Here is a 20,588-nt window from a genome sequence, read left to right as displayed (position 1 = left end):
GTAGATAGATTACTACTGGCTGACATGTTAGTAATTTAATACTATTAAAATTCATGACATTATATCTTTGACAAAATATTTTGCATTTTTAAGATATTTTGTTGAAGTGCAGGATGAACTCTATGATCTCCATAGTCGAAACTCAAACCTAATTCAGTTTGAATCGATTTAGTATCGCTATCCAACCGAGTCTTCAATTGTTTAAACTCATTAGATTTAACCCAATTTTCATAATTCATTACACCACTTCCCCTAATAACGAAGTTACCCATCGCTAATAGTTTTCTTGAAACCGTCGTTATTGGATTCGGTTTACCAGATAGTGTAGGTTTGAAGTCTTGACCTTGAATTGCAGATAACTCTGGTAATCTCTTAGCAATAAACTCTTGGAATAATTGTCTATTGAGCAATTCGTCTTCATTAAATTGCTGGACAGTATCTAAGAAGAATGGAGTGTAAATACTGTAAGAGTCTTTTTGGCCTAAAAAGCTTTCAAAAGCTCCTTTGGCATTATTTCTTCCAAGACCAAAAATCGCATAGTTCATCAACTTTTCTGAGTTAGAGAGAGTACCAAGTTTAGCATAAAATGCTTCTATATCAACAATACACTCGTCTAACTCACTTTTTGTAAAGAAATCACCAAACCCAGACATATTCAGTTTTGGTTTAAAGTTTAAAGACAAACCGGTAAACGAGTTAATTGCCTTCTTTACTTTGGCTGCTTTTGGCTTTGTACCTAGCAAAGATTGGTACAATAACGTGTGGTCAAGAAGCGAACTGTGTTTAATTGAACTGTAAAGTGGAGATGCACCAATGACAAAACCGCTAGCACCAGTAATTAAAACATTTGATTTTAACTCGTGAACATCAACAATCTTAAAAATTTGAGAACCAACTTCAGGGGCAAGGTTTGAATCCATATCTAGTTGTGTTTTAAGAGGTATCGAGTTATATTCTAATGTACGTCGCTCCAATCCAAAATGTTCTGCAATTTTATTTGCGCTATTAAAATCATTAGATAGAAACAACTTTCTTGGTCTTTCCAAACCGATAGTAAAGCCTTCTATCTGCATTCCATTCTTTTTGGCGTAATAAGGAATTATTCGAGAATCAAGCCCACCACTGATACCTACTGCAAAACTCGCTTCATTAGGATTAAGTGCTTTAACTGTACCAAGTGCGTTGGTAAAGGTTTCATCAATTAAATCAAGCTTATCATCATATGAAAGCTGGTTATCAAGATAACTAAACTGCCAGTATCTTTCCGATAATACAGATTCTTTTTCCAATTCTATTGTTAGGGTTGTAGCTGCAGGTACGGTCTTTACACCCTTGATAATAGTCCGCTCATTCAAACCAGTAAAAAATACGATTTGTTGTTTAATTGCTGTTACATCAAGATCACCTACGCCAAACGATAAAGCTTTTTTTATCTCCCAGAAATCATCTGAAATTGTAAGTGAACCTTTACCTACATGGTAAAATATATTTTGTTTACCCGGACGATCAGATACAATTTTTACTTTTCCGGTGGTAGAGTCTAGAACAACAATAGTAAAGTTGCCAATTAATTTCGCCAAATAACTTCTATTGTTATCAAGTATAGCCTTAATGACTTCAGCTTCATTTTCTAAGTATAAGCAGCCAAATACGTGATAATAAAATACTTTATTATCAAACTGAATTTCTTTTTTCAGACCAGTCTGTAAAGTTTTGTTTATTTTTATTAGCATTTAAATTTCCAACTAATCAACCACGAGTAACTTTATAGTTGATTCTATTCTCATATATTAATTCAAAAATATTTAATTTAAATTATCCATATGCTCGAGCATAACTTCTGCGATATGAAAATCCACAATAGTATCTATATCGACTGATCTTTCAATAGGCATACTATACGCTTTTACTTTATCAGAGTAGAAGAACCCTTTATTTTCAACAAAACTATCTACCTTGAAAGCATAAATGGATCCATTTAGACGATAATATTCAGGCAAGTCTTGTGAACGCTTTCCAATGACAGACTCTGGGCAAAAGTGCCCCATTGTCTTGTCCTCTGGTAAGGTGTTTGCCCATAGAGGGCTATGTTCACATGGACAAACAGACACAACACCTTCCGTCTTCTCATCAAATGACTCAAGTAACTGATCAATATCCTCTGTGTTTCTCAGAGGAGAAGTTGGCTGTAATAGTACAACATAGCCGAAGCTTTCGTCGATTTGATCAAGTACATGTAAGATCACACCATTGGTACCAGCGGTATCACCAGCAAGCTCTTGCGGTCTTAAAAAAGGCACATCACCATCATATCTTTGTGCAACTTCCGCAATATCTTCGCAATCCGTGCTGATAATAACTCGGTCTATGTACTTTGATTTTTTTGCCGCTTCAATTGACCATGCTATTAATGGTTTGCCACCTAACTGTTTTATATTTTTTCCCGGTAGCCGCTTACTTCCCCCCCTCGCAGGGATGACAGCAATCACTTTCTTACCATCTAACATCACTCTAACCCCAGAGACAATATATCCATCTGTGCACGATTGAAATCATCCATACGACCAATATCGAGCCAATACTCATGTATTGGGAACATAAGCACTTTTTGGCGCTCTTTCATATGTTGCTCGAGCAATGTAGGCATGTCGATTTTTTGATTTTTTTCTACTGATTGAATCACTCGTGGAGATACAACATAGATGCCTGCGTTAACAAAAAAGCGCTGAATCGGTTTTTCGATCATGCTGGTAATTTGGTTACCATCGCCGTTAATCACGCCATATGGAATCTGATAGTCGTACTCTCGAACACACATTGTCGCATCTGCATTATTCTCCAGATGAAAGTTCAGCAGGCGTTGAAAGTCTACTTTGGTCAACACGTCCCCGTTGATCATTATCAATGGTAGATCTCTTGGCATGTCTTCAGGCAGCAAACCAAGCGCGCCACCAGTACCAAGCGGTGTATCTTCGTGGACATATGATATACTGACACCTAAGTCACTACCATCACCAAAATGTTGGTGAATTTGCTCAGGCATATAGTGCGTTGAAATATAAAAGTTGCTGAAGCCCGCTTTTATAAAGCTCTTGATTACTGTTTCTAGAATAGGTTTATCACCAACTTTTAGCATTGGTTTAGGACAGTTATCCGTCAGTGGTCGTAAGCGAGTACCAAACCCACCAGCCATAATAAATACAGGGTTTTGATATTTGTCCTTACTCAGAGCACTGTGAAGGGTTTCCAAGCCGACGACTTTCTTGTCTTGATCGAGTAATGGAACTGATAGAATTTGCTTTTTGTCCATTAACTCTACGAGATGTTCTTTTGATGCTCCCAGCTCTGCAGTAGTAGGCTTAGAGTTCATCACCTTGACAACAGAGTCGGTTAACACCAGATCATTTAATAATCCACGTCGAATATCACCATCGGTAATCATACCTAGAAGCTTTTGATCTTGATCAACAACGACAGCAACACGCAATGCTTCGCTATTGATGATTTCTAATGCATGCTTGATTGTACTTGACTCAGATATCAGCGTTTTTTGCCAACAATGACTCATATCCTACCTTTTTTCTAAGAATTTGTTTTAATTACTGCTCTTGCAGGGTATGCAATGGTATTTTCTTCTAAAGACTGAGTGAGACCAGCACCGGCACCCACGATAGCACCACTGCCAATAGATACTCCTTGGATAACTGTTGAACCAGCTCCAATATAGACATTTTCTTTTGTCTCTACTTGACCACACAACGTTGCTTTAGGAGCAATATGGTTATAAGCACCTATTTTACAATCATGCTCAACCAGAGCACCTGTATTAATTATACTATGGCTACCCACTGTTACCCCAGTCTGAATAATCGCCATAGGTAAAATCTGAGTTCCTGCTTCTATTTTGGAAAAAGGCGAGACATATGCACTATCGGCGATGACCGTCTCAAACCGATAACCCAATGAGAGAAAATACTCATTAATTTTCCGCTTAAAACCAGATTTTGGCATCATACCGATACCATTAACTAAGAGAACTTTGTCTTTACTGAATGTCAACACATCTTCATCATTTTTTAGATGTGCCATTCCTCTAAATACTGGACGTTGACTTATATCTTCAGGGCTTATAACTGCAAGAATTTCTCTTCCCTGAGTAAGTAATATTTCGGTAAGAACAGAGGCATGGCCGCCTCCACCAATCATTACAATAGGAAGCATTGGCTGATCACTCAATGATTAGCTCTCCAGCTTTATAGCCTTTTGTCGCTCTAGAACCAATAAGCTCCCAATAGCGGTAAGGCGACAGACCAGAACCAGGGCGTTTAATCGTTAGATTCAATTCCGTTAGCTCTTCCCCTTCTTTAATGTCTGTTGCCGCCACTAAGCTTTTTCGAGCAACCGCTTTGTTCTTTACTTCAGATTCTGTGGGCGTTTTTACACTAGAACCTAGTGCTACTTCTATTTGACGAATCGCTTTTACCATAGCACCTAGTTCTTGTGGCTCAAGAGAAGCTTTATGGTCCGGTCCTTCCATATTTTTATCTAATGTAAAATGCTTCTCGATCAATACTGCGCCACGCGCCACCGCTGCAATTGGGATCGTTATTCCTTCACTATGATCTGAATAGCCTGCCGCTAGATCAAATGCTCGACCAAGTGTATCCATGGCTCTCAGATTGATCTCTTCCATTGGTGCAGGATATTCAGTCGTGCAGTGAAGTATTGTCACTTTTTCTTTTAAAGCCTTTTGACCAGCTTCTGAGGCATACGCTTCTTGAAAACCCAACATTGAAGGTTTTTCATCTTGAGCAGCAGTGTACCCAAAGGCTATCACCCCTAATGCTGCTTCTATTTCAGAAAGTGTCGCCATTCCTGTAGAAACAATAAGATCGCATCCCGTACGTGCGTGTGCTAATACAAGAGGGGCATTTGTTAACTCTCCAGAAGGTAGTTTTAAGCGTGTTAGGCCTAAATCATTCACCAAGAAATCTAAGCTTTCTAAATCGAACGCCGTTGACAAAAACTCAATACCAAGAGAATTACAGTATTTTACTAGATCGTGATGTATCTCATAAGACAGCTCCAAGCGGCTTAACATCGCCAACTGGGACTCTTGTTTTTTAGTGTTTGTGACTTGATATTCAGCTTGTTTAGCCTCTTCTGTCACTAGGTTTTTTGCTTTAAAAGTTTGGAACTTTACAATATCAGCCCCAGCTTTGTGAGCGGCATCGACCAAAGCAAAAGCTAATTCTTCTTGACCGTTATGGTTTACACCGGCTTCAGCAATAATCAAAGTCATGGTTGTCTCACTCTACTTTCTTATTTAAATCAGGTTCAACGTTTACGTCAAAGAATGATTTACACGGCTCAAAACGTAACGTCTTAATCATCTCGATGACTTGCTTGCTACTGTCGCCCTGACCATAAGGATTCACAACGATCTCGCCTTCAGCTTTGTATTTTCGACTTATTGCGAGGTTGATCGCGTTACTGATTGACTCTTTTGTAGCGTTGGCGTTTAGAACACTTTTAGCTGCTAAACGTCCTTTTTGCCTTGAACCAATATTCACAGTAGGAACATTAAAAGCAGGAACTTCAATAATCCCACTCGACGAGTTACCAATGACTGCCACCGCATGTTTTACTGAACTCAAGTAACGTACCTGCCCAAGAGACGGTATAGCTAACACTCTTTTAGGGTGGTTGGCAGCATAAGCTTCGAGCATTGGAATAATTCGTCGCCCACCATCATCCGCATTAGGGTAAGTCAATATGACTTGGTACTCAGGGTATTCATCCAAGGCATCCAACAAAGCTTGAAAACTCTCCTCTGGAGATTCATCACCTAAGGTTACTGGATGGTAAGTTACAACAAAATAAGGAGCAGTTAACTCAAAATTTAGTGATTCACCTAATTCAGAAACCGTCATAAAGGACGCTCGGTTCAAGTGATCTAAACCAATCGCACCAATGTTTCTTACACGCTCTGGCGATTCACCCAGTTGAATGACTCGATTTCGATACTCATCTGTCGATGTGCCATGCAAGTAACTTAATTTGGTAATAGCATGACGAATTGCGTCATCGTAGGCGCCTTCTGTTATCTCTCCGCCATGCAGATGAATAATTGGAATACGAAGTATCATGGCAGTTTGTGCTGCAGCAAGAGCTTCAAAGCGGTCCCCTAGAATGACAAGAACGTCTGGCGCTAATCGCGATAATGCATCTGCGAAACCCAAAACCCCCAACCCCATACTTTTCGCTGCTCCTACAGCCGAATCAGAAGACAACAAAATCTCTATTTTTTCATCGATATTGAAGCCGTCTTTTTCAATTTGCTTATATGTATCACCAAACTCTGGCGATAGGTGCATACCAGAAACAAGCAATTGAAGCGTTAGGTCTGGATCGCTTTGAATGTCCTTTAAAAGCCAAAAGAGCAGACCATACTCTGCTCTTGTGCCAGTAAAAACCGCGACCTTTTTCTGTGTCTGCGTCATGTATAAATGAACCTACTTAGCGTTGGATGTCCACTGGGGTACTTGGAAGGTTAATCAAGTGGGCCTCGATAAATTCAGAATGTGCAAGATCGCCACGTATTGCATTCTCAAACATTGGTAATCTATGCATGAGTTGCCAAATTGGACGAGTCATAACACCTGAACTATTTGTGCTAGTAAGAACCTCTTCTCTGCTTTCCTTGTCTGGACAAATGATTGCATTCAACCAGTAGTTTGACTGTGCGTAATCTGGCTCAGTGACAAATTTAAAGTCAGTTCCTTTGAAAAACTCACTATAGCACTCTGCAAGTTCTCTCTTTTGCTTCAAATACTGTTCGATGACTTCCATCTGAGCACAACCTAGAGCCGCATTCAAATTCGGCATACGGTAGTTAAAGCCAGGCTCATCATGGAAAAACTCATAAGGATGAGGAATTTTCGCTGTTGTTGTAACATGCTTAGTTCTTGCACCTAACTCTTGAGTTTTACATAGAACCATCCCCCCACCACCAGTAGTAATGATCTTATTACCATTAAAGCTGACCGCACCAAAGTCACCGATAGTACCTGTATGTTTGCCCTTATAGAAAGAACCAAGGCTTTCTGCTGCGTCTTCAACTAAAGTAATGTTCCATTTGAGACAAATGGCAACCAACTCATCCAGCTCTACTGGATGACCAAATGTGTGCATAGGTACAATAGCTTTAATTTTTTTACCTGTTGCTTTATGAATACAATCAGTCTCGGTTACTTCCGCGTGCTCATTTAAAAATTCTTCAACAGCTTTAGGACAAAGACCTAAACTTGCAGGAGAAACATCCAAAAAAATCGGTTCTGCGCCCATATGGTATAGAGCATTGCAGGTTGCAACGAAAGTCAAAGCTTGCGTGATGACCAGGTCGCCTCTTTGAACATCAGCCATATACAATGCAGCATGTAATGCCGCCGTGCCATTAACTGTCGCTACTGCTTTAGCCGTCCCAGTATAAGCCTCAATCTTTCGCTCAAAGTCATCAACAAACTTACCAACGCTAGAAACAAAAGTACTTTCAATCGTTTCCATTACGTAAGATTTTTCGTTGCCATCGAACTTTGGAGAGTGCAATGGAATAAACTCGTTGGTTTTGTAGGTATCCCTAACAAATTCAACAATAGATGTAGCCTTCATTGCTTTCTCCACTCACATCTTGCTATCGAGGTATTTACCCGTTTCTTTGTGTCCAAAATCAGGAATCATTGTAAAGAACAATTCTACAATTTGCTCTTTAGTCCAAGCTCGCTCACCTTTCATCTCAGAAATGCTATTTTCAAACAAAGTTAGGAGCTCTTGCTCATAAAGACGCTCATTTTTGATGATGCCCAGATTTTCAAATCGAGACATATCCAACTCTTCTTTGTCTGTGAAAAACTCTTCAAAGTCTTTCTCGCCAGTGGTATCACTCGTTGTAAACAAGCATGGCCACTTACCCTGCTCTGGAAGCGTATGTGCTAGTTGACGCGCTTCTTCTTCTGTTTCACACAAGTGAGGCTTATAGCCCAATTGCTCTAAGTACTTAACTGCAATATCAGCAAACGAGATAAGGTGCAAAGCTTCACTCAGTTTCGGAAAGAAAATGTCACGGTTTTCACCAAAGATACAAGACATTAAACATAGTTCACCCGACTCTTGAGGCGTAACAAAGTAGCGTTTGATGTCATTTGGCGCCACGATAGGTTGGCGCTTTTGGATGCGTTGGTTAAATCCGTGTAGCAGCGATCCATCAGAGAATGCGACATTTGCAAAGCGAGCAGTTGAGATTGTCATTTGCTCACTTTTACGCATCAAGAACATCTCCATAATACGCTTTGACGCTCCCATCATATTAACTGGGTTTGCGGCTTTATCTGTTGAAACACAGAAGTATTTTTTCGAGCCCGCATCAATAGACTGCTGAATGGTTTTATCTGTATTAAAGACGTTTACATCAATCATACGCATCAATGTATAAGGATCTTTTTCACTTCTAACATGCTTGAGCGCAGATAAGTTCAATACATAGTCAAACTTACCATCGGCTTTTATGAATGCGTCGTACTCTAGAGAACCAATGTCCAAAGCAAATGTCTGGAAATCACCATCAATGTAACCAAATGAGCTGCGGATATCTCGAACAAGCTCTACCATATTGTTTTCACTAATATCGACAACATGCAGCTTCTTAGGATTACGCTTGAAGATTTCTTTAGTTACAGCTTGGCCAATTGAACCTGCACCACCAAGCACAAGGAAACTTGACTCTGAGACAATGCGCGACAGCTCTACTTCATGATTTTCAATATCTTGTGTGAATAAGGCTTCGGTACGACCGATTAAAGGCAAAATGACGTTCATTACCAAATCCCCTTGGTATCTACTAAATATGGTGAACTTAGTGACTCAGCTTTAAACTCTTTATGATCAACAAGCATTACATGAATATCAGCATTCGCTTTTGCTAGTTCAAAACTCTGAAGTTCAACTTGCTCTAGCGAATTTGGTAATTGATTAATGTTAGGTTCGACAGCAATCACACTACCAGTATGTAAAGAAGAAATTTCTTTCACGATTTGCATGGCTGGGCTTTCACGTAGATCGTCGATATCTGGTTTAAAAGCTAGGCCATAACATGCAATTGTAATGTCTTTTGCAGTTTTATCAGTATTCTCTTGTAAGAAGTCTGCAATGGCCATTTTTGTTTTATCTACAACCCAGTTAGGTTTGCTATCGTTAACTTTTCGTGCCGTATGGATAATCTGGGCTTCCGCTGGCGTTTTTGAAACGATAAACCAAGGATCTACTGCGATACAGTGACCACCAACCCCTGGGCCAGGCTGAAGGATATTCACGCGTGGGTGACGATTTGCCAAGGCAATCAATTCCCAAACATTAATATCTAGCTTATCGCAGATTACTGAAAGCTCATTTGCAAAGGCGATTTGTACATCACGAGAACTGTTTTCTGTCAGTTTTGCCATTTCCGCAGTGCGAGCATTAGTAATAACACATTCGCCTTGAACAAAAGTTTGGTATAGTTCTACCGAGCGTCGTGAACATTTAGGTGTAAGACCACCAATAACACGGTCGTTTTCAACCAATTCTCGAACGACATGTCCCGGCAATACACGCTCAGGACAATGCGCAATATTAATGTCAGCGTTTTCCCCATGAGTCTGTGGAAAGGTAAGATCTGAGCGCGCTTGAGCTAGCCAATCAGCCATTTGCTCGGTAGCTCCAACTGGTGACGTTGACTCTAGAATCACTAAGTCGCCTTTCTTTAAAACGGGAGCAATCGCTTTACTCGCAGCTTCAATGTAAGAAAGGTCTGGTGCAGGCACTTCTCCGTCTTTACGAGGAAGGAAAGGCGTTGGGACAGCAATCAGAAAAGCATCGGCCGCTTCCGGAGTCGTTACAGCTTTTAGATAACCCTCTTTCACCGCTGCATTTACGATCATATCAAGTTCAGGCTCTACAATATGAATTTTCCCTTGATTGATCGTGTCGACAGCATATTGGTTAACATCTACACCTATTACTTTTTTCTTGCGTGATGCAAACATTGCTGCTGTTGGTAGACCTATGTAACCTAACCCTATAACTGAAACTGTTTCAAAAGACATATATTTCTCGTTAAACTTATTAAATTATTTTGCTAAAATATCTAGAATTTTTTGACAAGCTTTCCCGTCACCATATGGATTATGTGCGAAACTCATATCTTTATATGCTTGCTTGTCTTTAAGTAAATGAGTTAAGGCTGTAACTATTTTATCAACGTCAGTACCAACTAATTTCACAGTGCCAGCTTCGATTGCTTCTGGACGTTCTGTAGTATCCCGCATAACAAGTACAGGCTTTCCTAATGATGGCGCCTCTTCTTGGATACCACCGGAATCAGTTAAAATAAGATCTGCTTTATTCATTAAATAAATGAATGGTAAATACTGTTGAGGTTCAACCAAATGAACGTTGTGAATCCCAGAGAGTATGCGATTTACAGGTTCTCTTACATTTGGGTTTAAATGCACGGGATACAAGATCTGTACATCATCATTATCTTTCGCAACTCTTGCTAAAGCTTCACAGATACGCTCAAAACCGCCACCAAAGCTTTCTCTACGGTGTCCAGTTACTAAAATTAGTTTCTTCTCATCTTCTAACATTGGGAACTGACTAGATAAATCCTTAGCAAGATTATTATCATTGTCGATTTTCTCTTTAACCATCAACAATGCGTCAATCACTGTATTTCCTGTTACATATATATGCTTAGGATTAATGTTTTCTTTTAATAAATTTTTTCTAGAACTTTCAGTAGGAGAAAAATGATACTCAGTTAGAGCCCCAGTTAATTTTCGGTTCGCCTCTTCAGGCCAAGGAGAGTATATGTTACCTGTTCGTAAACCCGCTTCCACATGCCCTACAGAAACCTTTTCGTAATAAGACACAAGGCTGGCAGCAAACGTAGTTGCAGTATCCCCATGAACTAGTACTATATCTGGTCTAAAATCTTGAAGTACAGGTTTTAATTCCAGTAATATCCTTGCTGTAATATCATTCAAAGACTGCCCTGATTGCATCAAGTTCAGATCATAGTCAGGCTGAATGTCGAATAAATCCAGCACCTGATCAAGCATTTCGCGATGCTGGGCTGTAACACAACACTTCGCTTCAAAGCGTTCATCCTTTGACAACGCATGCACCAACGGTGCCATTTTAATTGCTTCAGGGCGTGTACCAAAGACCGTTAAAATTCTTTTCTTAGCCATAACTGCTTCCGACCTAGAGACGTTTCCTATAAATTAATAAAATTCAAACACTTAAATGCTTCGTCGAATAAAGTCAAATATTACTCTAAGAAAGAGCCACCTATTTTTGTCTCGGCTTAAAGAATCTAGTGACACTCAGCCACGTTTCTAATGGTAGGTTACTAACGGTAGATCGCATAGAGACCTACTTGCTCATCATACTAACAAGATCAGGCACGCTACCGCCCTTAGGTTAGGTATCCTAATTCCCGTCAGTGGTGCATTTGACTTACGAACATACGGCGAGAGTCTATCGTAAAACGTGTATAATGGCGAATATGATACGGACTGGTATGCTTGACTGAGTTCAAATTTGTCTAAAGGAGTTCATATGATCATCGTAACTGGCGGCGCTGGCATGATTGGCAGCAACATTGTAAAAGCGCTCAATGAGCAAGGCACAAACGACATATTGGTTGTCGACAACCTAAAAAACGGTCGTAAATTCCAGAACTTGGTGGATCTCGACATCGCGGACTACATGGACCGTGATGACTTTCTGACTCAAATCATGGCAGGGGACGATTTCGGTCCGATTGAGGCCATTTTCCACGAAGGTGCCTGCTCAGCGACAACTGAGTGGGATGGCAAGTACATGATGCTCAATAACTATGAGTATTCCAAAGAGCTGCTGCATTACTGCCTAGATCGAGAAATTCCATTTTTGTATGCTTCATCTGCAGCAACCTATGGTGAGACGGATACCTTTATCGAAGAGCCTGAGTACGAAGGCGCCTTAAATGTCTATGGTTACTCTAAACAGCAATTTGACAACTACGTCCGTCGCATCTGGCAAGATGCTCAAGAACACGGTGAAACCTTGTCTCAAATTACAGGTTTCCGTTACTTTAACGTGTACGGCCCGCGCGAACAGCACAAAGGCTCGATGGCCTCTGTCGCTTTTCACCTCAACAACCAAATGAACGCCGGTGAAAATCCGAAGTTGTTTGAAGGCAGCCAACAATTTAAACGTGATTTTGTCTATGTCGGAGATGTCGCCTCGGTCAATCTTTGGTTCATGCAAAATGGTGTGTCGGGTATTTTTAATTTAGGCACAGGTAACGCAGAATCTTTTGAAGAGGTTGCGAAGGCGGTGATCTCCTTCCATGGCAAAGGTCAGGTAGAAACCATCCCTTTCCCTGAACACCTGAAGGGCGCTTACCAAGCCTATACTCAGGCAGATCTGAGCAAATTGCGGGCGGCGGGCTGCGAGCACCAGTTTAAAACTGTCGCCCAGGGCGTGGCTGAATATATGTCACTGATTAACAAGAATTAAGATAATGGAAATATAGATTCCATTATCTTTCGATATGATTTACTAACAAAGATTTTACTGGTTGGAGTGTACTTTGAAAATTGCAGTTGCAGGGACAGGTTACGTCGGCTTATCCAACGCCATGCTATTGGCTCAACATAACGAAGTCGTGGCGGTCGACATTATCGAAGAAAAAGTGAACATGCTGAACCACAAGCAATCACCCATCGTCGATAGTGAGATTGAAGTTTTTTTGGCGAATAAGTCACTCAACTTTACGGCGACATTAGATAAAGCAGAAGCCTACCGAGGTGCGGACTACGTCATCATCGCCACTCCAACCGACTATGATCCTCAAACGAACTATTTTAATACCTCTTCAGTAGAAGCGGTGATTAAAGAAGTAATGAATATCAATCCAACGGCGGTAATGGTCATTAAGTCGACTATCCCTGTTGGGTACACCGAGCGAGTCAAAGCCGAACTGGGTTGCGATAATATTCTCTTCTCCCCCGAGTTCCTGCGTGAAGGTAAAGCGTTGTACGACAACCTTTACCCCTCACGAATTATTGTCGGTGAGCAAAGCGAACGCGCGACTAAGTTTGCTCAGCTGTTGGTTGAAGGCGCAGAAAAGCTCGATATCCCGGTACTATTTACCAATTCAACCGAAGCTGAGGCGGTTAAGCTGTTTTCCAACACTTATCTGGCAATGCGGGTCGCTTACTTCAATGAGTTGGACTCTTATGCCGAAGCTCATGGATTAAGCTCTCGCCAGATTATCGAAGGGGTCAGTCTTGATCCGCGTATTGGCGATCACTACAACAACCCCTCCTTTGGTTACGGCGGCTACTGTTTGCCAAAAGACACCAAGCAGCTTCTGGCCAATTACGAAGACGTGCCGAATAACATTATTGGCGCAATTGTGGAGGCCAACCGCACCCGTAAAGACTTTATCGCTGACTCGATTTTAAAACGCAGCCCAAAAGTGGTGGGTATTTATCGCCTGATTATGAAATCCGGTTCGGATAACTTCCGCGCCTCGTCCATTCAGGGCATCATGAAGCGTCTGAAGGCCAAAGGCGTCGAAGTGATTGTGTATGAACCAGTATTGAAAGACGACCATTTCTTTAACTCACGAGTCATCACCGACTTGGAGGCGTTTAAACACGAGGCCGACGTGATCGTTTCTAACCGAATGGCGGAAGAACTGAGTAATGTCGCCGAGAAGGTCTATACCCGCGACTTATTCGGTAGTGACTAAGCCTAACATTCTACAGAGACTCCACACATGCCGGCGCCCTCGTCGGCATGTTTTTATGTCCGCTAGGAAGCACAAATAAAAAGCTGTTATACTCAGCCTCAATTAACCAGAGGTTACTCTTCGCGCCCTTAATCCATCTGTCGAGATCTTTATGTCTTCTTCTCCACGTAACGACTTTGATCCTCTAGCGTATCACCCGCGTTTCGAATGGCACTTTCTGTCACCGAAATATTGGGGAACCTGGTTACTCGTCATCTCGTGTATTCCACTGGCGCTTTTGCCTCACAAACTACGTTACTGGCTGTCAGCACGAGTTGCCCAGCTCTTGGTTTCCAAACGCAAAGGCACCACGCTCAACGCCTGGGTCAATCTGGAGCTGTGCTTTCCGGAAAAATCAGAGCAAGAACGCGAAGCTATTCTACTGGAAACTCTCACCACCGCTGGCGTGTTTCTTACCGGGTTCGGCCGCCTCACATTACGAGGAAAAACGTGGCTCAATAAACAATGTGAGATCCGCGGCTTAGAGAACATCAAGAATCAAATAGACAACGGTCAGAACGCCATTCTACTGGTGCCACACACCTGGGCGATTGATGTTCCAGCGATTTTGCTCGCTTCAAAAGGTATGCCCGTGTCTGCGATGGCCAAAAAGCAGAGCAATGACGTGCTCGACTGGTTAATGCACCGTCAACGCGTGCAGTATGGCGGACGCGTGTATGAGCGCAGTGGCGGTGTTAAACCGTTTATCAAGTCCGTCCGGGATGGTTACTTAGGTTATTATCTTCCCGATCAGGATCACGGACCTGAACACAGTATCTTTGTCGATTTCTTTGCTGCAACCAAGGCAACACTACCAGGATTGGGCAAACTGGCGAAGGTCAGCCGCGCCGTGATTATTCCAGTGTATGCCATGATTGATGCAAAAAGTGACAAATACATCGTTGATATTCACCCTGCGTTTGAGCATTTCCCGACCAGCAGCGAAGCTGAAGATGCCCGTATGATGAATGCGTTTATTGAACAGCGAGCAGGGCAATATCCAGAACAATACATGTGGATTTTGAAGTTACTCAAAACACAACCCGATGGTGTTAATTACTATCGATTAGCCAAACAAAAGCAAAAACAAGCAGGCTAAACCAGAAACCGTATCGAGAACGATGGAAGCAATGGAAAAAACACTGATTATCGGCCCCTCCTGGGTTGGCGACATGGTGATGTCACAGGCACTGTACAAGCGCCTTAAAGAGCTCTATCCAGAGATGCAAATTGACGTGCTGGCACCAGGTTGGTGTAAGCCTATTTTGGAGCGCATGCCCGAAGTCACTCACGCGATAGAGATGCCAGTTGGTCACGGTGAGTTCAATTGGAAAGCGCGCCGTGCGCTGGGTAAACAGCTGGCCAAGCAACACTATGATCACGCCTACATTCTGCCTAATTCGGCGAAATCTGCCTTGATCCCCTGGTTTGCAGGCATCCCAAAACGCACCGGCTGGAAAGGTGAGCTAAGATACGGTTTGCTCAACGATCTGCGTCCAAATAAAAAAGACTTTCAATTTATGGTCGAGCGCTATGTCGCACTGGCGCACCCCAAAAAAGAGATGACAGATTCCACTTCGCTGGGTGGGTTAAATACACTACCAAAACCCCAACTGGCGATCGATGCTGAGGTTCAGCAAGCCACATTAGATAAATTTGGTTTAAACAAACTAACCCCGGTTATTGGCTTGTGTCCAGGTGCCGAATTCGGACCAGCAAAACAATGGCCGGTGGAACATTACGCTCAGGTTGCAGCATACGCAGCGAAACACGGCCAGCAAATTTGGCTCTTTGGCTCAGCCAAAGATCAACCGATCTGTGATGCCATCCAGCAGAGCATGCCGGTTAAATACCATTCCCAAGTACATAATTTGGCGGGGAGCACCAATCTCATTGAAGCGGTCGACCTGCTCGCAGCTTGTGATACGGTCATCAGTAATGATTCTGGTCTGATGCACGTCGCGGCTGCGGTCGGGTGCCATGTGATCGGCGTTTATGGCTCAACGTCGCCCGATTACACCCCGCCGCTTTCGGATAAAGTCGATATTGTCAGTACCAATATTGAATGTCGCCCCTGCTTTAAACGCGAATGTCCGCTCGGCCATTTGAAATGTTTGAAAGATTTATCACCACAGCGTGTGATTGAGCACTTACCCGCGAATAAAACAAGTTCATGATCCGGTTTTTATATACGTTGGCACTGATTGCCATTTCACCGATATTGCTGTTTGGCCTGTATCGGCATAAACCCAACAAACCTAAGTTCGGCTCTCGATGGAAAGAGCACTTTGGCTTAACGCCTAAACTCCAGCACAATGGTCGCCCTATCTGGATTCATTCCGTCTCTGTCGGGGAAAGCATTGCCGCGATTCCGCTCATAAACGCCCTCAAGGCACAATATCCAGAACAAGCCATTGTTGTGACCACGACAACCTCTACCGGGGCGGAACAAATTGCGAAACTTGGGACGTTGGTTGAACACCGTTACATGCCTTTGGACTTTAGTTTTGCGGTAAAAAGCTTTATAAACCGAATCAAGCCGCAAAAGCTTTTGATCATCGAGACTGAGCTGTGGCCCAATACGCTGGCAACCGTAGCCAAACACAACATTCCCACGATCGTGGTGAATGCGCGGCTTTCTGAAAAATCTTTCCGTAACTACCAAAAAGTGCAGCCCTTATTTAACGATATCAGCAAGCATCTGACGTTACTGCTGTGCCAACATGACAGTGACAAAGTACGCTTCCAAAAGCTCGGCATTGATGCAGACAAGCTCAAAGTGACCGGATCTATCAAATTCGATATCCAAATCTCGCCAGCCGTTCGCCAGAGCGCAAAACAACTGAGGGAAGCCCTGGGCAGTGAGCGTCCCATTTGGATCGCGGCCAGTACTCATGAAGGAGAAGACGAGTACGTATTGGACGCCCATCAACAGCTCATAAAGAACAACTCGGATATACTGCTTATCTTGGTTCCCCGACACCCGGAAAGGTTCGACAAAGTGTATGAACTGGCTAAAAGCAGATCATACAATGTTGTCCGTCGTTCAGAGAGCTCTCCGGTCAGTTCGCAAACACAAGTGTACCTTGGCGATACTATGGGAGAACTGCTCATCATGTTAGGGGCGGCCGATGTATGTTTTATGGGCGGAAGCTTGCTCGGGGAAAAAGTGGGGGGACACAATGTGCTGGAGCCTCTGGCGATGGACGTACCAACCATTACCGGCCCTAGCTACTTTAACTTTCAGGCAATCGTTGATGAACTTAAGATGGACAATATTGTCACAGTTATCAATAACCAAGACGAACTTAGCCAAGCCGTGCTTAATAAGTTAAGTAATAACAAATCAAATACTGAATGGCAGTCAGGCACGAGCCCGATTGAAACCACATTGAAGTACGTATTCACTGGAATGCCACATTCCATGCACCAAGACGAAAACCGGTAATGTCCATGTCAGATTCCAAACTGTCTCGGCTGTCGCTCACGTATATTGTAAATTCCAGAGGATATGAAATCATTATGTTCTCTATCTGTATTTTGTATACGTTAACGACGATTCCTCGCTTCGAACTGAACGAACTGTTCAAAAACCTTATTATCATTGGCAGTCTGCCAGCACTTTTTACAAAACTTCTGAAAAGAGAAGATAACAACACGATCTTCTGGGTATTTCTGCTGTCTTTTGCGGTGCAAATAGCCAGCTGGATGAATTCACTGCGGGTTATCCCTGATTTAGCTACCTCTTACCCACAAATCAAGTTTCTTGCCGCCTTGTTTCTATTTGTTTTTATTGCATTTTGGGTCAATGGTCATAAAAACAGAGTGCGACTGCTTTACGCCTCTTTGGTACTCAGTTTTATATTCACCGCGTGTTATCACAATTTCATGCACAATAGCTTCGCTCTGGGACTCTCCGGCCAGCGAGTGGACTTTGCAATGGACAATGCCCAGTTTACCTCTATGCTGTCGGTGGTGGTGGCAGCGCTGACCACTTATATCATTACCCAACTGCCTAAAAGCCGATACAAACCAGTGGCATACTTTATCGGTGGTAGTGTCATTCTGTTTGCGTTGTTTGCGTCAATCATTAGTCAGAGTCGCCAGGTCTGGTTGGCCGTCGTCGTGGTTGCACTGCTTTCACCTTTGGTTTGCTACCGCTCGTTTAACTATAAGCGCACGCTAGCGATCTACGCTTTACTCGCTGTTTTGGGTAGCTCTCTATTTCACATCAGCTTTATTCATCAACGTGTCACTGCTGAGTCCGGTGTTATTGAGAAAGTGGCTGAGGGAGATTGGGATAACATCCCCATGACCAGCGTTGGTATTCGAGTTAACTCTTGGGTAGAAGCCAGCAAGTGGATCGTCAAAAGCCCATTGCTCGGCACAGATAAAGGCTCGGTAAAGCAGGTCATTCAGACATCGAAAAAATTTCAAGCCCGTCCCTGGACATTAGGCTTTGGTCATTTACATAATTTCTACTTAGAGACTCTGGTAGCTTACGGCTTATTTGGCTTGCTCTTTGTGGTGTTATTCTACCGAACCATCATTGTAAACATCATTCAGCATCAGCCGTACCCACAGCAAGTGTTTCTGTTTTTATTCCTGATATTTTGGGCCATCATCAACTCATTTGAATCCTACAACACCAAAATGCTGGGACTTTACGCACAAAACATTGTTTTAGCAGGGCTTTTTACGTACCCATTGCCAAAACTCAAAAATAACGTGAAGCCTCGGGAGTAGATGCCCGTCAACCTGATGTCTTTGCCTTATCCAGCAAAGACATCAGATGCCCTCGCCTAGCTAAAAACAGGGCCTCATTCTGATAATTCCCTTTATAAGTTTGCTTAGAAACCACTGATTTCAAGAATTTTTCGTGTTCAGTCTCATGAATCGCATGCGCATTCGGTAAGTCATAAAATGCCTGTACCATGTCAGGGGAGTAGAACTTACGCAGTGCCTCATTAAAAAAATACCCCACTGTAAAATATGGCATGAACCCAACCTGTTCCGCTTTATACACAGTGTCCGCATACAACGTATTCCGGCAATTGCGCGTCACGCCGATTTTCTCCATCATCTTTCGTTTATTCGATGTAAATAAACTTCGCTCTCGTGGTTTGAACACATAGTCCAGGAACAGCTTTAGGGTATGACGAGTCACCGGAGATTGCTTAGGCGCGGCAAGAAACCAAGCCTCGATCGGACGAGTTGGATTGGTGTTATGTCGAAAGCTGAAAAACGCATGACGCGCCATCGCATCTGGCAACCAGTTATCGAGAGGCTCGAGACAAAATGTCGTCGAATCCGCCCAGACTCCGCCAAAACGAGACAACAAATACAGTCGTAGAATGTCGGCCTTTGCCGCCATACTCAGCCTGATGGTCGATAAGCGAAAAGCAGCATTAAAATCAAAGCCCAACACCTCTGATAAATTGCTATCTGTCAACACGTTCACGTCATAGCCTGGATTCAGTTCTCGCCAGGAACGAATACTCAGTTGTACAACTTCGGGAGCAGTCTCAATAGGGGTATTCCAGTACAGCCAAATCACCTTCGGCATTTGTGAGGATGGCGATACGTCAGAATCGCTGGTTGGCAGTTTTAACTGGCGTAACGCCGCGTGCGACTCTTCAATTGCCATCGCCTGGCTTTCTGTGCGAGTGCCCTGTTGCAGTAAGTTGATGTCAAAGGCTCGATTGTAAGCTTGGCTTAAAAAACCAAACCGCTTTCTCAAGCCAATACACTTGTTTTCAAAGAAAGCACTCTGAATGAACTGGGAAAAAAGGTGATTCATTGTTTATCGAAGACTGTAATTAAAATGGTTAAGTACCGCTTTGAGCTGAGAATCGTTTCGCCCACGGTCAACATTAAGCTTGTTCAAACCATTATCCTGATTATTAGCAATCTGAATAAAATGCTTAAAACAACGTCCTTGAGCTTTCCGGATCTCCGTCCCTTGTAATTTGGCCATAACATACAACCAAATATCATCGGCATGAGGGCATAGCTGCATGAACAAGGATTGATCCGTGACGGCCTGAGACAATGAACCTGGTGGATACAAAATCGCGCCACACCCTGTAAGGAAAACATGATCACTTTGTTGGCTGACTTCTTTAGTCCAGTGCTTATAAGGTTGCACTTTACCTTTCTCAAACGTTATCTCGTGAGCTCGATTACCCAAAATCGCCTGAGGGTATTTTTGATGTTCACGTAATAAGTTTTCAATGGTGTCATGAGGATAAATGATATCGTCATCCAGTGTGATGACGATGCTTTCCGGACATAGCTCCAGCGTCGGCACGATCTTTTTATAGCTGCGCGTATCCGGACAAAAGCGCACTTCCAGGCCAAAGTCTAGACGCTGCTTTAAGGTGACTGGCAGCTCATCAGCCGTTAATTCATCCTCTGCCAGCCAGAGAATGACGCGATTCGGCTTCACGGTTTGTTGCGCAATTGATTCCAGCACCAGGTACACATCGTAAATGCGCTTAGAATATGAAGTCAGGCTGACGACCACGGGCTGTTCAGCGATTTTATCACTTTGTATGAGCGGTTTAAGCTGGTATGACGCATGATGATACTCGTGCACAAGCAGTGACTCTTTGATTAGAAGCGCCTGTTTTGCCAGCTCTTTTCTTCTCTTTTTCTTAAAAAACACTCTGTACATCTCCGCGAGCCGTTTGATTACTTACAAGGC

At 42.8% G+C, this 20,588-nt stretch carries 18 protein-coding genes; 6 read left to right on the top strand and 12 right to left on the bottom strand.

The features are described from left to right. Positions 1-59 precede the first annotated feature (59 nt). The 10 genes from CAG64_RS02680 to wecB form a co-directional block, all read right to left on the bottom strand. Positions 60-1,733: an asparagine synthase-related protein gene (locus CAG64_RS02680; RefSeq protein ID WP_161489269.1), complete on the bottom strand. Its 1,674-nt coding sequence runs from the start codon at positions 1,731-1,733 to the stop codon at positions 60-62. Positions 1,734-1,805: 72 nt separating this feature from the next. Next, on the bottom strand, positions 1,806-2,507 hold the full coding sequence (locus CAG64_RS02675; RefSeq protein WP_161489268.1) for an acylneuraminate cytidylyltransferase family protein: 702 nt from the start codon (positions 2,505-2,507) through the stop codon (positions 1,806-1,808). Further along, a complete protein-coding gene (locus CAG64_RS02670; protein WP_161448891.1) occupies positions 2,507-3,568 on the bottom strand; it encodes a nucleotidyltransferase family protein in 1,062 nt (353 codons plus the stop codon). Before CAG64_RS02670 ends, CAG64_RS02675 begins: the two co-directional genes overlap by 1 nt. 14 nt (positions 3,569-3,582) lie before the next feature. Continuing rightward, positions 3,583-4,236: an acetyltransferase gene (locus CAG64_RS02665; protein WP_161448889.1), complete on the bottom strand. Its 654-nt coding sequence runs from the start codon at positions 4,234-4,236 to the stop codon at positions 3,583-3,585. Continuing rightward, the gene (neuB, locus tag CAG64_RS02660) at positions 4,229-5,302 is read right to left on the bottom strand and encodes an N-acetylneuraminate synthase (protein ID WP_161448887.1); all 1,074 of its coding nucleotides are present in this window, start codon (positions 5,300-5,302) and stop codon (positions 4,229-4,231) included. Before neuB ends, CAG64_RS02665 begins: the two co-directional genes overlap by 8 nt. 7 nt (positions 5,303-5,309) lie before the next feature. Further along, entirely contained in the window at positions 5,310-6,503 is a 1,194-nt protein-coding gene (gene neuC, locus CAG64_RS02655) for a UDP-N-acetylglucosamine 2-epimerase (protein WP_161448885.1), read from the bottom strand. Positions 6,504-6,519: 16 nt separating this feature from the next. After that, on the bottom strand, positions 6,520-7,671 hold the full coding sequence (locus tag CAG64_RS02650; RefSeq protein WP_161448883.1) for a LegC family aminotransferase: 1,152 nt from the start codon (positions 7,669-7,671) through the stop codon (positions 6,520-6,522). 12 nt (positions 7,672-7,683) lie between these two features. Continuing rightward, positions 7,684-8,874 carry a UDP-N-acetylglucosamine 4,6-dehydratase gene (locus CAG64_RS02645; RefSeq protein WP_161448880.1) on the bottom strand — a complete coding sequence of 397 codons (1,191 nt, stop codon included), beginning with the start codon at positions 8,872-8,874 and terminating at the stop codon, positions 7,684-7,686. After that, a complete protein-coding gene (wecC, locus tag CAG64_RS02640) occupies positions 8,874-10,139 on the bottom strand; it encodes a UDP-N-acetyl-D-mannosamine dehydrogenase (protein ID WP_161488795.1) in 1,266 nt (421 codons plus the stop codon). Before wecC ends, CAG64_RS02645 begins: the two co-directional genes overlap by 1 nt. Positions 10,140-10,163: 24 nt before the next feature. Further along, a complete protein-coding gene (gene wecB, locus CAG64_RS02635; protein ID WP_161488796.1) occupies positions 10,164-11,288 on the bottom strand; it encodes a non-hydrolyzing UDP-N-acetylglucosamine 2-epimerase in 1,125 nt (374 codons plus the stop codon). A 370-nt stretch (positions 11,289-11,658) separates the two neighbouring features. Between wecB and rfaD the strand changes: the two genes are divergently transcribed. The 6 genes from rfaD (at position 11,659) to CAG64_RS02605 (ending at position 18,628) form a co-directional block, all read left to right on the top strand. Then, the gene (gene rfaD / locus CAG64_RS02630) at positions 11,659-12,603 is read left to right on the top strand and encodes an ADP-glyceromanno-heptose 6-epimerase (protein WP_161488499.1); all 945 of its coding nucleotides are present in this window, start codon (positions 11,659-11,661) and stop codon (positions 12,601-12,603) included. Between the two features lie 73 nt (positions 12,604-12,676). Beyond that, the gene (locus CAG64_RS02625; RefSeq protein WP_161488498.1) at positions 12,677-13,843 is read left to right on the top strand and encodes a nucleotide sugar dehydrogenase; all 1,167 of its coding nucleotides are present in this window, start codon (positions 12,677-12,679) and stop codon (positions 13,841-13,843) included. Positions 13,844-13,994: 151 nt separating this feature from the next. Further along, positions 13,995-14,981 carry a lauroyl-Kdo(2)-lipid IV(A) myristoyltransferase gene (gene lpxM / locus CAG64_RS02620; protein ID WP_161488497.1) on the top strand — a complete coding sequence of 329 codons (987 nt, stop codon included), beginning with the start codon at positions 13,995-13,997 and terminating at the stop codon, positions 14,979-14,981. A gap of 31 nt (positions 14,982-15,012) precedes the next feature. Further along, positions 15,013-16,059 carry a lipopolysaccharide heptosyltransferase II gene (gene waaF / locus CAG64_RS02615; protein ID WP_161454065.1) on the top strand — a complete coding sequence of 349 codons (1,047 nt, stop codon included), beginning with the start codon at positions 15,013-15,015 and terminating at the stop codon, positions 16,057-16,059. Then, positions 16,056-17,330 (top strand): lipid IV(A) 3-deoxy-D-manno-octulosonic acid transferase, encoded by a 1,275-nt coding sequence (waaA, locus tag CAG64_RS02610; RefSeq protein WP_161488496.1) that lies wholly within the window; start codon positions 16,056-16,058, stop codon positions 17,328-17,330. Before waaF ends, waaA begins: the two co-directional genes overlap by 4 nt. Positions 17,331-17,335: 5 nt before the next feature. After that, positions 17,336-18,628 carry an O-antigen ligase family protein gene (locus CAG64_RS02605; RefSeq protein WP_161454063.1) on the top strand — a complete coding sequence of 431 codons (1,293 nt, stop codon included), beginning with the start codon at positions 17,336-17,338 and terminating at the stop codon, positions 18,626-18,628. A 7-nt stretch (positions 18,629-18,635) separates the two neighbouring features. Here CAG64_RS02605 and CAG64_RS02600 read toward each other — a convergent pair whose 3' ends face one another. Further along, the gene (locus tag CAG64_RS02600; RefSeq protein ID WP_161488495.1) at positions 18,636-19,682 is read right to left on the bottom strand and encodes a capsular polysaccharide synthesis protein; all 1,047 of its coding nucleotides are present in this window, start codon (positions 19,680-19,682) and stop codon (positions 18,636-18,638) included. Between the two features lie 3 nt (positions 19,683-19,685). Continuing rightward, a complete protein-coding gene (locus CAG64_RS02595; protein ID WP_161454061.1) occupies positions 19,686-20,549 on the bottom strand; it encodes a glycosyl transferase in 864 nt (287 codons plus the stop codon). Positions 20,550-20,588: the final 39 nt, after the last annotated feature.

The organism is Vibrio sp. V38_P2S17PM301, assembly GCF_009904845.1.
GTDB classification, from domain to species: Bacteria; Pseudomonadota; Gammaproteobacteria; order Enterobacterales; family Vibrionaceae; genus Vibrio; species Vibrio proteolyticus.
This window is presented reverse-complemented; position numbering and strand designations above follow the sequence as displayed.

Bases quoted from the DNA above. Each gene is read 5' to 3' on its own strand.
- CAG64_RS02680 (WP_161489269.1), bottom strand. From the start codon at position 1,733: ATGCTAATAAAAATAAACAAAACTTTACAGACTGGTCTGAAAAAAGAA.
- CAG64_RS02675 (WP_161489268.1), bottom strand. From the start codon at position 2,507: ATGTTAGATGGTAAGAAAGTGATTGCTGTCATCCCTGCGAGGGGGGGA.
- CAG64_RS02670 (WP_161448891.1), bottom strand. From the start codon at position 3,568: ATGAGTCATTGTTGGCAAAAAACGCTGATATCTGAGTCAAGTACAATC.
- neuB (WP_161448887.1), bottom strand. From the start codon at position 5,302: ATGACTTTGATTATTGCTGAAGCCGGTGTAAACCATAACGGTCAAGAA.
- neuC (WP_161448885.1), bottom strand. From the start codon at position 6,503: ATGACGCAGACACAGAAAAAGGTCGCGGTTTTTACTGGCACAAGAGCA.
- CAG64_RS02650 (WP_161448883.1), bottom strand. From the start codon at position 7,671: ATGAAGGCTACATCTATTGTTGAATTTGTTAGGGATACCTACAAAACC.
- CAG64_RS02645 (WP_161448880.1), bottom strand. From the start codon at position 8,874: ATGAACGTCATTTTGCCTTTAATCGGTCGTACCGAAGCCTTATTCACA.
- wecC (WP_161488795.1), bottom strand. From the start codon at position 10,139: ATGTCTTTTGAAACAGTTTCAGTTATAGGGTTAGGTTACATAGGTCTA.
- wecB (WP_161488796.1), bottom strand. From the start codon at position 11,288: ATGGCTAAGAAAAGAATTTTAACGGTCTTTGGTACACGCCCTGAAGCA.
- rfaD (WP_161488499.1), top strand. From the start codon at position 11,659: ATGATCATCGTAACTGGCGGCGCTGGCATGATTGGCAGCAACATTGTA.
- lpxM (WP_161488497.1), top strand. From the start codon at position 13,995: ATGTCTTCTTCTCCACGTAACGACTTTGATCCTCTAGCGTATCACCCG.
- waaF (WP_161454065.1), top strand. From the start codon at position 15,013: ATGGAAAAAACACTGATTATCGGCCCCTCCTGGGTTGGCGACATGGTG.
- waaA (WP_161488496.1), top strand. From the start codon at position 16,056: ATGATCCGGTTTTTATATACGTTGGCACTGATTGCCATTTCACCGATA.
- CAG64_RS02605 (WP_161454063.1), top strand. From the start codon at position 17,336: ATGTCAGATTCCAAACTGTCTCGGCTGTCGCTCACGTATATTGTAAAT.
- CAG64_RS02600 (WP_161488495.1), bottom strand. From the start codon at position 19,682: ATGAATCACCTTTTTTCCCAGTTCATTCAGAGTGCTTTCTTTGAAAAC.